The 11,910-nt window shown below is 66.7% G+C and carries 8 protein-coding genes; 4 read left to right on the top strand and 4 right to left on the bottom strand.

Features of this window, described 5'->3' with window-relative positions; genetic code table 11:
• The first annotated feature begins 56 nt into the window (after window positions 1-56).
• The 4 genes from ACZ75I_RS03110 (at window position 57) to ACZ75I_RS03095 (ending at window position 4,209) form a co-directional block, all read left to right on the top strand.
• Complete coding sequence (locus tag ACZ75I_RS03110) at window positions 57-1,778, top strand: penicillin-binding protein activator (protein ID WP_188218669.1); 1,722 nt, start codon at window positions 57-59, stop codon at window positions 1,776-1,778.
• Window positions 1,768-2,136: a YraN family protein gene (locus ACZ75I_RS03105; protein ID WP_180866607.1), complete on the top strand. Its 369-nt coding sequence runs from the start codon at window positions 1,768-1,770 to the stop codon at window positions 2,134-2,136. Before ACZ75I_RS03110 ends, ACZ75I_RS03105 begins: the two co-directional genes overlap by 11 nt.
• Window positions 2,137-2,245: 109 nt before the next feature.
• Entirely contained in the window at window positions 2,246-2,827 is a 582-nt protein-coding gene (locus tag ACZ75I_RS03100; protein ID WP_472958695.1) for a metal-dependent hydrolase, read from the top strand.
• Window positions 2,824-4,209 (top strand): FAD-binding oxidoreductase, encoded by a 1,386-nt coding sequence (locus ACZ75I_RS03095; RefSeq protein ID WP_472958694.1) that lies wholly within the window; start codon window positions 2,824-2,826, stop codon window positions 4,207-4,209. The genes ACZ75I_RS03100 and ACZ75I_RS03095 overlap by 4 nt, the downstream gene beginning before the upstream one ends.
• A 228-nt stretch (window positions 4,210-4,437) precedes the next feature.
• Here ACZ75I_RS03095 and ACZ75I_RS03090 read toward each other — a convergent pair whose 3' ends face one another.
• From ACZ75I_RS03090 to ACZ75I_RS03075, 4 genes are all read right to left on the bottom strand, one after another.
• Window positions 4,438-6,459, bottom strand: coding sequence for an acyltransferase family protein (locus ACZ75I_RS03090; protein ID WP_180866612.1), 2,022 nt, complete (start codon window positions 6,457-6,459; stop codon window positions 4,438-4,440).
• 194 nt (window positions 6,460-6,653) lie between these two features.
• The gene (locus tag ACZ75I_RS03085) at window positions 6,654-9,596 is read right to left on the bottom strand and encodes an autotransporter family protein (RefSeq protein ID WP_472959040.1); all 2,943 of its coding nucleotides are present in this window, start codon (window positions 9,594-9,596) and stop codon (window positions 6,654-6,656) included.
• Window positions 9,597-9,850: 254 nt separating this feature from the next.
• The gene (locus ACZ75I_RS03080; protein WP_472958693.1) at window positions 9,851-10,765 is read right to left on the bottom strand and encodes a fimbrial protein; all 915 of its coding nucleotides are present in this window, start codon (window positions 10,763-10,765) and stop codon (window positions 9,851-9,853) included.
• A gap of 125 nt (window positions 10,766-10,890) precedes the next feature.
• Window positions 10,891-11,886, bottom strand: a complete 996-nt coding sequence (locus ACZ75I_RS03075; protein WP_346476228.1) for a fimbrial protein — start codon at window positions 11,884-11,886, stop codon at window positions 10,891-10,893.
• Between the last annotated feature and the right edge of the window lie 24 nt (window positions 11,887-11,910).

The raw sequence follows: 11,910 nt of genomic DNA, 5'->3' as shown, positions 1-11,910 counted from the left end.
TAGAATCGTAGCGTGTACCCGGCCAAGGCCGCTGCCCTCATCGCATGGACCCGATCATGAACAAGCCCGCCGCACGGATCTCCGCCCTGTCGTTGTCGCTGATGCTGCTGGCCGGTTGTGCCACCACCAGCCTGACCAGCACCCCCGATTCGCCGGCCCAGAGCCAGGCGCTGGCGCTGATCGAACAGGGCAAGCCGCGCGACGCCGCACTGCAGCTGGAAGGCCTGGCCGCCACGCTGCGCGGCGGCGCCCGCAGCAACGCCCTGGCCGATGCCGCTTGGGCCTGGCACCTGGCCGGCGACAGTGCCCGCGCGCGCAGCCTGCTCGGCCAGCTCACCGCACGCCAGCTGTCCGGCGCCAGCCTGCAGCGCTACCAGCTGACCGGTGCCGAGCTCGCCTTGGCCGACAAGCAGCCGGCGCAGGCACTGGCCCTGCTGAAGGACCACGGCGATAACGTGCTGCCGGCGCTGCGTACGCGCTGGTACCTGGCCCGCGCCAGTGCCCTGCAGGGCACCGGCGATGCCTTCGGCGCCGCCACCGAGCGCGCCCGCGCCCATTCCAGCCTGACCGGCAGCGCGCGCAGCGAGAACCAGGCCGCCATTGCCGGCCTGCTCGGCACCCTCGACGACGCCACCCTGCGCAGCCGTGCCGCCGCCCTGCCGGCCAACGACCCGCTCTACAACTTCGCCGGCCGTGCGCTGATCGCGCGCGGCCTGCCGCTGCCGCGCCCGTTCGACCGCGATGGCGCGGCCCAGTTCGACACCAGCAAGCGCCCGCCGGCGATGAGCGACGGTTACCGCCCGCCGGCCAAGCTGGCCGTGCTGCTGCCGCTCAGCGGCCGCCTGGCCACCGCCGCACAGCCGGTGCGCGATGGCCTGTTGAGCGCTTATTACGGTGAAAGCCGCCGCCGCCCGGACATCAACTTCTTCGACACCGCCGGCACCCCGGCCGGTGCCCTGGCCGCCTATGACAAGGCCGTCGCCTCCGGTGCCGACTTCGTGGTCGGCCCGCTGGGCCGCGACGAAGTGGACGCGGTGTACGGCCGCCAGCAGCTGCAGGTGCCGGTGCTGGCCCTGAACCGTGGCAAGGACGCACCGCCGGCCGGCAGTGCCGGCTTCTCGCTGGCGCCGGAAGACGATGGCATCGTCGCCGCCGAGTACCTGCGTGGCCGCGAGCGCGGCAAGGCGCTGGTGATCAACAGCGCTGACGACACCGGCCGCCGTGCCGCCGCCGCCTTTGCCCAGCGCTTTGCGCAGCGCGGTGGCCAGGTGGTGGCCACGATCGGCGTCACCGATGCCGTCGGCGATGTCGGCGCGCAGGTGCGCAACGCCGGCCAGGTCGATGCCGTATTCCTCGCTGTGCGTGCGCCGCAGGCGCGCCTGCTGGCGCCGCAGCTGGCGCTGGCCGGTGCAGGCGGCGCGACCCGCGTTGGCACCTCGCAGCTGACCGTTGGCAGCGGCAAGGTGGAAGAAGACGTGGCGCTGGACGGCATCGTCTATCCGAACGAAGCCTGGAACGTGCGCAGTGTGTCCGGCCTGCCGTCGGCCAGCCAGGTGGCCAGCACCCTGCCGAGCGCACGCGGTGCGGCCGGCCGCCTGTTCGCCTTCGGTGCCGACGCCTGGAAGATCACCGCCTACCTGGACAAGCTGTCCAACGAAGGCGGCCTGGACGGTGCCACCGGCACCCTGTTCCTGGACAGCAACGGCAACATCCTGCGCCAGCCGGCCTGGTCCACCTTCAATGGCGGCCGGCCGATGCCGATCATCGGTGGTCGCTGAGCGCAGCCAACGGGGCTCGGCGGTGGAAGCCGCCGCCGAGCAGCACCTGCAACAGGCCGGACTGCGGCCGCGTGCGCGCAACGTGCGCTATCGCGGCGGTGAACTGGACCTGGTGATGGACGATGCCGGCACCGTGGTGTTCGTCGAAGTGCGCTATCGCGCGCGATCCGATTTCGGTGGCGGCGCCGCTTCGGTGGATGCGCGCAAATGCCGGCGCCTGGCCCATGCCGCGCAGCTGTACCTGCAGGACAACCCGGCGCTGGCCAATGCACCCTGCCGCTTCGATGTGGTGGAAGCCAGTGGCGAACCGCCGCAGCTGCGGTGGCTGCGGGATGCATTCCGGCTGGATGATTGCTGATGGGTACCGTCCGCTCTGGTAGAGGCCGACCTTGGTCGGCGCTTGTGTGCCAACCAAGGTTGGCAGCGCCAGAGCGCAGCCTGGCCGGCACGACCACGGTGCGTGACTGATGCCGTCGATCATCACCCATGCCGCTGTGCCGCTGGCGCTATGGTGCGCCGCGGATCGTGGCCGCATTCCACCGCGCCTGCTGGCGGCAGGCGCGATCGCAGCGATGTTGCCCGATGCCGATGTACTGGCCTTTGCGCTGCACATTCCCTATGCCGATGCCTTCGGCCATCGCGGCGCCAGCCACTCGCTGCTGTTTGCCGGCGTGCTGGCAGCATTGGCCGCGGCGTTGGCGTTCTTGGGTAGTCGCCGACCTTGGTCGCCGGGTGTGTGCCAACCAAGGTTGGCATCTACCGTACAAGCCGCGGTATTCGTCTTCGTCTGCGCCGCCAGCCATCCGCTGCTGGATGCGATGACCTCCGGTGGCCTGGGCGTTGCGCTGGCCTGGCCGTGGAGCGAACACCGCTTCTTCGCACCGTGGCGCCCCATCCGCGTGTCACCGTTCGCGCCACAGTTCTTCAGCGCACGCGGCGTGGCTACCCTGCTCTCCGAACTGCGCTGGGTGTGGCTGCCACTGGCCGGCGCCGTTGTCGCCTGGAAACTGATCCAACCCGCTCCTGCTGCCCCACGAGATCCGTCATGAGTCCTGCCCTGCCTGCTGCCCTGGTTGCCGAACTGTCCACCCTGCTGGGCACGGAGGGCTGGCGCATGGATGACGGCGCGCTGGAGGCGAATGCGCAGGACAACTCATGGCGCCATCAGCGGCCGGCGGCGGTGGCGCTACCCGCCGACATCGAGCAGGTGCAGGAATTGGTGCGTGCATGCCGCGCGCATGGCGTGGCGCTGGTCGCGCGCGGTGCCGGTACCGGCACCACCGGTGCCGCGGTCCCGCAGCCGGGCAGCATCGTACTCTCGTTCACCCGCATGGACCGCATCGTCGAGATCCGCGCCGGTGATCGCTGCGCGGTCGTGCAGCCGGGCGTGTTGAACGGCACGCTGCAGCAGGCGCTGGCGCCGCACGGCCTGTTCTGGGCGCCGGACCCGTCCAGCGCCGAGATCTGCAGCATCGGCGGCAACCTGGCCTGCAATGCGGGCGGCCCGCGCGCGGTAAAGTACGGCACCAGCCGCGACAACGTACTGGGCCTGGTGGCGGTGACCGGAACCGGCGACGTGATCCGTTGCGGCGGCGCCTACACCAAGGATGCCACCGGCTATGACCTCACCCATCTGCTGGTGGGCAGCGAAGGCACGCTGGCACTGATCGTGGAAGCCACGCTGAAACTGACCCCGTTGCCGGTCAGCCAGGCCGGCCTGCGCGTGTTGTACCGCGATGCCGATGCCGCCGCGGCCGCCGTGTCGCGGTTGATGTCGCAGCCAGTGGTACCCACCCGCCTGGAATTCATGGATGCGCGCAGCCTGGAGCTGCTGCGGCTGAATGGTGCCGATGTGCCGGAGGCAGGCGCGATGCTGCTGGTCGAGGCCGATGGTGACCACGACACCCTGCCCTATCTGTTGCAGGCATTGGCCAGCGCCGCCGAAGGCGACGGCATGATCGAGCTGGACGTGGCGATGGAAGGCCGCGCGCGCGACCAGCTGTGGGCGGCGCGCAAGGCGCTGTCGCCTGCGCTGCGCAGCGTCGCGCCGGGCAAGATCAATGAAGACGTGGTGGTTCCGGTGTCGCGCATTCCGGAACTGGTGGCCGGCGTGCAGGCCCTGGCACGGGAGTACGCGCTCACCATCGTCACCTTCGGCCACGCCGGCAACGGCAACCTGCACGTCAACATCCTCTATCACCCGGAGGATGCAGATGAAAACACGCGCGCGCATGCCGCGCTGCCGAAGATCTTCGAGCTGACGCTGGCACTGGGTGGCACGTTGTCGGGCGAACACGGCATCGGCCTGGCCAAGCGCGATTTCATGGCGCAGGCGTTCACACCGGCTACGCTGGCGACGATGCGCGCGATCAAGGCCGCGCTGGACCCGGACGGTATCCTCAACCCGGGCAAGGTACTGCCGCCGGCATAGACCGCGCGCACTCCTTCGCACTCCTGTAGAGCCGAGCCCATGCTCGGCTGCTCTTCGACCAGATCGCGATGAAGCCCGCGCTGCGCGCGCAAGCCGAGCGTGGGCTCGGCTCTACAACCACGTGTCGTTCACCCTCACACTCCTGTGGAGCCGAGCCATGCTCGGCCCCTCTTCGGCCACATCGCGATGAAGCCCGCACCGCGTGGCAAGCCGAGCGTGGGCTCGGCTCTACACCGGCGTGTCGCCTGCAATATCGATCAGGGTCTGCCGGAAGGTGGGCAGCAGCACGCGGTTGCCATGCCCGCTCAGGTGATCGTTGTCGAAGAACAGCGGCTCCCCGTCTTTCACCGCCGAACAGGTCGTTGGCCCGCACAGCAGCGGCAGCGGATCCCATACCGTCAGCGATGGATAGCGCACCGCCAGTTCGGACAGCAACGCCATCTGCGGCGCGCGCAGCCTTTCCAGGTCGGCGCGCGGCATGCTCAGGCCCCCGGCACAGGCCGGGTTGCGGCGGTTGAACCAGTCCGAACAGCGGTACGCACCGGCCTTGAACAACGGCAGCGGCGCATCCACAACCACGTGCACACCCAGCTTCTGCAAACGCCCCAGCACTCGATCGGCTTCATCGCGTGCAGCTTGTGCATGCGCGGGCGTGCGCTCGGCCAGCAGTTGCCCATAGATTTCCTGTGCATCCTGCCGCCGCCAGTCGAATCCGCGCAGCTCCGGCATGCGCAAGGCCGCCAGCAGCACGATGTCACCCGGGCGTGCCTCGCGCTCGATGGTCGACAGCGTGTGCTCAATGAAGTCCTGGCAATCGGCTGGACTGGCCCGCAGCAGATTGACGAAGCTGCAGCCGCCGCGATCCTGCTGGCGCGCCTCCATGCCGGTCTGGCGCGCGACCATGCTGGTCATCGTGCGATACGCCGCCGCGTGCGAATCGCCGGACACGAACAGGCGCCGTCCTTCAAGCGCCGGCGCACTCACCGGCTCCAATGGGCGCCACGCGGGGTAGCGACGCGCCTGCCATGCATAGCCGTCACGGGTAACGCTCAGCGAGACCTGCTCGTGGTACTCCACGGTGGCCCAGGCACCCGCACCACACAGCGCCACCACCGGCAACGCCATCGCCAGCACCTTGGCCGGTGCCAGGCGCAGCAGCGGCGCCGCACTGCGCAGCGGACGCTCGATGAAGTGATACGACGCAGCCGATACCGCCAGCAGCAACACCGGGTACAGCCACAGCGCGGCACCGTGCAGGCCGTAGGTCCAGCGCAGCAGCACCAGCAGCGGCCAATGCCACAGGTACAGCGAATAGGACAACCGGCCCAGGTAGGCCAGCGGTGCGCAGCCCAGCGCGCGGGCGAGGCGCGATGTCCCCGGCGCCGACACGCTTGCCAACAGCAGCAGGGTACCGGCCACGGTGGCCAGCACACCCGGCACCGGCATCGCCAGCTGCGGGGCGATCACCACGCCTGCGGCCAGCAGCGTCAGGCCGGCCGCTGCAACCGCACCACCGTTCTGGCCCGGCGTACGCGTACGCATCCACTGGTACAGCAGCGCGCCCGCAGCCAGCTCCCAGAACCGCGCCGGCAGCAGATAGAACGCTGCCGCTGGTGCCGTCTGCGCCTGCCAGCCCGCCCACGCCAGCGACAGCACGGTGAGCCCCGGCAACAGCCAACGCGACCACGGCCAGCGCTCACGCCCGCGCAGCCAGACGAAGAACAGCAGCGGGAAGACCAGGTAGAACTGCTCCTCCACCCCCAGCGTCCACGTGTGCAGGAACGGGTTGAGTTCGGCGCCGGGTGAGAAGTAATCGTCCTGCTGGCCAGCCAGCACGATGTTGCTGAAGCCGACCAGCGCGGCCCAGCCGGTCTGGTCGAACTGTTCATTGCGCCACGCACGGGGAATGAACAGCGCAGACAGTATGAAGGTGGCCACCAGCATGACCAGCAGCGCCGGCAACAGGCGCAGCACGCGGCGCCGGTAGAAGTCGAGCAGCATCGCGCCCAGTGACGCATGGACGCGTGTGGCCAACGACTGGCTGATCACAAAGCCGGAGACCACGAAAAACAGGTCCACACCGGTGAAGCCACCCGGTAACCAGGCTGCGTTGGTGTGAAACAGGATGACGGCCAGCACCGCCAATGCACGCAGGCCATCGATGGCAGCGTTGTGGGAACGTTCGGGAGCAGACATGCGGGTGACCGGCAGCGAGCGATCCGGCAGCATCGCCACCGCTTGCGCAGTCATTCAATGGACGATCGCGACAGACATGGACATCGTTCAGGTCCGGTCCCGGAGTGACGCGATTGTAGAGCCGAGCCATGCTCGGCTGCTCTTCGTTCAGATCGCGATGAGCCGAGCATAGGCTCGGCTCTACGGCAGCAGCCAGGGGTCAGAGCCCATTGCCGTGGCAATGGGATCCGACCCCGCTGCACGCCCGCTTACCAGGCCTTGCGCAGGCCCAGCTGGCCGCCCACGTTGCGGTAACCGTGGTCGCCGCGCTGCACGGTCACGCCACCCCACGCCCCCCAGCGCTGGCCCAGCTTCAACTCGGCACCGGCCTGCACCTCATAACGGTTGCGCGGCACGTCTGCGCCCAGCGTGTCACCGTTGAACTGCAATGTGCTCGTGCCGCTTCCACGCAGCCAGTTCACGCCCAGGTACGGCTGCACTGTGTTACCGGCTGCAGTGCCATGACCAAACACACGCATTCCCACGCGCCCGCTCAGGCCACCGGCATCGGCGTGGTCGATCACCGTGCCATTGCGCTCCACGTGGCGATCGGCGCGGAAGTCGACATGGCTCAGCTGCAGCTGCGGCTGCACATACAGTGCGCTGGCGGCACCCTGCCACACGGTGAAGGTGTAGCCGGTCTCCAGCGACGCACTGGCCATGCGTGAGTCGTAGCGCTCCGGTTCCAGGCCGATGCCCTGCACCCGGTTGTCGAATCGGCCGTACTGCAGGTTCGCATCCATGTACGCACCCTGCGTGCCGTCAGCCGCCTGCAACCAGGTGCCGTACACACCTAGCGCGCTGCCACGCACCCGACCCTTGGCGCTGTAGCCGGTCAGATCGGACACTGTGCTGCTGTCGGCACGCCCCGTACCCAACATCACGCCGAACGCCGCATTGCCCCGGCGAACAAGGTCACTGCCGATCTGCAGCACCGAGGTGTTGCCGTCGATCGACAGCTGACCGCCGACCGCGCTGAAGTCCGCCTGCTGCCGGCCCACGCGCGCCCACGCGGCACGGCCTTCATCCAGCGAGACGGCCCCGATGCGGTCGTTCAGACGATGCGAAAACATGTTGATGGCTGCCGACTGGTTGGCCAAGTACGCACCGGCTTCGGGACGCAGCACCGGCACCGGGTCCACCGGATCCACGGGGTCCACCGGGTCCACGGGGTCCACCGGGTCCACGGGATCCACCGGATCGATGGGATCAACCGGGTCCACCACACAGCCCGGCGCGGCCGGATTGTCCTTGCAGACATCAAACCATTGCGAACGCAGATACCAGTTGCCATCGGTGGGATCTGTCACGCCCCCCTTGAACAGGAAGTACTCATAGGAGCCGCCCACGGCGCGGCCGGCAAGCGCATAGGTCGCCAACGATGCACCGTCCACTTCGATCAGCTGGATGCCATCGGTGGTCTGAGCGCCAACGCCGCCAATGTTCTTCACCGCAATGCTTGCATCGCCCGAAGTATCGCCACGCACATGCAGGCGATCAAAGGCGCTGTCGTCACCGCCCAAGGCGCCTTGGAACAGGAACGTCGCGCCCTCGCTGTGCAGATCACCGTCCACGGTGAGCGTGTTGAATCGGCCACTGCCGTCGGACAGCGCCACACCACTGTTCAGTACGCTCAGTTCGCCCACCGTGCCATCACCGGTCAGTGTCCACTGGCTTCCGCTTTCAATCGCCATCGTCTGCACCAGGTTGGACGTGCCCTGCCACAGCGACCCGTCTGCCAGGCGCACGTGCACATCGGACTGCGGCACCAGACCGGCATCCTCGTCCTCGGGCGTGATGGCGATGTCGCCCACCATCTGCGAATGCCCCTGCAGCAGCACGTCGAAACGCCCCGCCACCGCCGCATCCAGTGCGATGGCAATGCCATTGCCACCCGATACGTAGGCGTTGTTGGACAGCGTCAAACGGGAGTCACGGCTGCTGCGAACCCACACACCGCTGTGCTGCACGCTTTCCAGCGCACTGCCGTCGATGCCCAGGCTGCCGTTGTCATTGATCACCGCAGCCCAGGCGCCCTCGCCCTCGGTGCGAATGTGCGAACCGGTCAACGTCATTCCGCCGCTGCCCCCGGTCAGCACACCATGGGCCTGCTGGCCTTCGGTACGGATGATGCTGTCGTCCAGATGGATGCTGCCGCCCTGGCGCGCAACCGCACCAATCGCACCCGCACCCGTGGTGTGAACCTGGGCCGCACGCGCAGTGATGATCGGGCCGGCGCCGATGCCAGTGAAATCGGCATACAGGCCATGGCTGCTCTCACCGGACGTGGTCACATTCACGCGGTCCAGATCCACCGTACTGGTTCGTGCATCGATGCCGACCGCACGGTCCCCCTCGCTGATGACGGAACTGCGGGCCATTGCCAGCGTCGAATCGGAGAACATCTTGACGGTTGCGGTTCCGTTGCCGGTGCTGTGGAAGCTGGAGTCCGCCACAGTGACTGCATTGTTGCGACCATTGATGTCCAACGCGATGCCGTTGGCCTTCACGATGCTGCCTGAAAGATCGAGCTGGTTGTTATCACCCAGCCAGATGCCCGACTCGCCTTCAATCGAAACGCCGGTCAGGGTCATGTTCGCCCCGGTGGCCGACACCGCGCGGCTACCCAGCCCCATCGCCGAGATCGAGCCACCGGTCATGCTGATGTCACCGCCGCCGGCGAGGCCGACCGACGACACACCTTCCATGCGGATGTTCACATCCTGCAGCGTGGCTTGGCTGCCGGTATGCGCCACAACGCCCATGCCGGTGCCGTTGTTGATGACGTCGGTCGCCGTCAGATGCAGTTCACCGCCCGTCGTTGCCAGCGCGGTGGTGGCACCGAAACCGGTAGTGACCAAGGTCGAACCACTCAATTCGATACGACTGCCAGCACCTTCGGCACGGGCCGCGGATGCGCCATCGCCATCGGCACTCACGTTGACCGCACCCAGCGGAACGATGCTGCCGCCGTTGAGCGCATGGAAGGCGTGGTTGCCCACGCCGGTGGCGCTGTAATCCCCAGCTACTGGGGTCTCTGCGTCACCGTCTGCAATGACCTGCTGTGCGTGCGCACAAACGGGGACGCCAACGGCGAGTGCCGCCGTCAAGGCGAGGGCCAGCGCCGAGTATTGGATCTGATGGGATCGCATGTTGAGGTCTCCTTTTTTCGAGACCGGCATAGTGGATGTCGCGTTGAACACCCACCATGCAATTAGTTGCAATGTCAGATGCGACATTGCGACACACATACGACATTAGTGTTCGTGAAGCGACCTCTCGAGCGTCAAAGCGTTCTACCACCCGTACGCCGTTTGACGCGTCCACCGTGCATCCCCGAGATGCTGCCCACCATCGAGCACATGGGACACAACTCCGCCCCCGCAATGGGCGCCGCCACATTCATTCAGATGACATGATACTGGCGTGAAGAACCTGAGAAACAAGTGCCGTTAGGTATCCGGGCCAGCCGGAGCGAATGGCATGTATGGACACCACCGACTCCGGGGTTGAAGAACCACGGTGTACCGAACTGTACTTCCCGGCCGGCACTGAGGAGCTGCACCCGCACACCTTCGGCAGTGGAGTCGGCGCTCGGTGTCAGCAGGCTACCCGTGTTGCCTGCATCGCCCGCATCCATCAGGACCATGTCGGCACGTGGCCGCGCGACGCCGCAGTCCATCAGCAGCGACACGGGTTTTTCCCGAGCAGAGTCCCCAGGATTCATGAGGTCGGCAGCGGCGACATCCTGCAGCACCTCGGAAACGTCGCGCATGCGGCAGGTGGTGGGCGGAAACGCAATCTTGATGTCCACCGGCCTCGTCACATCGAAAGTGGGATGGTTGCGCCCCACGATGTGCACCGACGCCAGTGTCTGCGTATCGCACATCTTCTGACCGCGGCTGAACATAAAGGCATTGATGATGAAACTGTCGCCGCTGTTGCGGATAGGGTAAGTCAACGTGTTGTCACCCAACGCCAGCGGCAATCGTGGGCCGTCATAGGTGGTAGCAAAGCCGATTAATGGGGAATCCGGCCCGGTTTCGTACAACGGCAACGGGCCATCCACCGGCCAGACAGGAACATCAGGCAGATCCATGACCCAGCGCAGGCCCGGCCCGTGGATGTTGACCTTCATCTGCAGATCGCCGCCCACCGGACACCCGCTGTAACTGACGTTGGTGCCGCCATCGACCAGCATGTGGATCTCCTCGCGGTAACCGGGCTTCTGCCTGTCCTCAACGATGGGCCAGGTAATGGTGGCGGTACAGGCCTGCGCCAGGCCCGGCAGCAGCGCCGCCACCAATACCAGCAGCGCCATGCGGCAGCTACGCCGATGCAGGCACACGGGCACGAGGGAGCGAGAGTGATCGGGCATCTTCATTTTCCTGTTCAACGCAAGGTCGGTACGTCGCTGTGCGCCCTATGGCAGCACGGGGTCGTGCATCACCAGTAATCGACGTTCAGAACTGCCTCACCCTTGATCGTGCCGGGCACCAGCGGTTCGTTGGTGCGGATATAGCGCGCGGTGAACTGATGGTCATGCGCGCCGCCCACCCCCGGATCAAAGTCCCAAGTCTGGCCGAACTGCACTTCAGAGCCATTCCGCAGCAGCTGCACGCGCACGCCTTCGGCATCCGAATCGGCTGTAGGCGTCAGCTGGCTTCCCGTGTTGCCCGCATCCCCAGCATCACTGAGCGTCATCCGCGCACGCGGCGGGTCCACGCCGCAGTCCATGCGGATGGCGACCAGCTTTTCCTTTGCGGTGGAGCCCGGTACGGACAGCTCTGCAGTCTGCACGTCCTGCAGGGTTTCGGCCTTGTCCTGCAACGGGCAGGTGGCAGCAGGGAACTGCAACGCCAATTCCACGCGAGCACGACTGTCGAGCGATGGCCTGCCTGGGGCTCGCAGGTCGATCGACCCGTGCCGGGTGGACAGCGTTCTCATGCGCCCGCCCCTGGAAAAGAACTCCACGCGGTAAACAATGGCGTACTGAACTCCATCGCCATCGAGTATCTCGTACAGGGCGTGCACATCCTCGCCAAGGCGAAGCGGAGCTTCATCCGCGTAGGCAAGCTTGTGGGTAAAGATCATCAGCGGTGAATCAGGCTCGGCTGCATAGGCCGGATAGCTCTGCCCCTTGTAGGTGAGATCCCCCTCGTAGGTGAACCCAGGCAGATCAAGCGTCATGACTACCGGCTCCCACGCGCCCCCCAGACACTTGTGGAAACTCTTGACGGCAAATCCTCCGTCCAGCCGTGTGCCGCGCTCGGGCGGGTAGCTGTCATAAGTTTTGTCATGGAGCAGGTCCGGACGCGCGCCGTACTCCTCGCAGGCCGTGGCACTCGCTGCGTAGAACAGCGCGCCCAGCACAACAAGGGCCAACACACTACTGGATCGCTTCCGAACAGCCTTGACCGGTCCTTGTTGAACGTTACTCATTTGCTTCTCCTGATGCGGCTGCAT

The organism is Stenotrophomonas sp. X, assembly GCF_055721025.1.
This window is presented reverse-complemented; position numbering and strand designations above follow the sequence as displayed.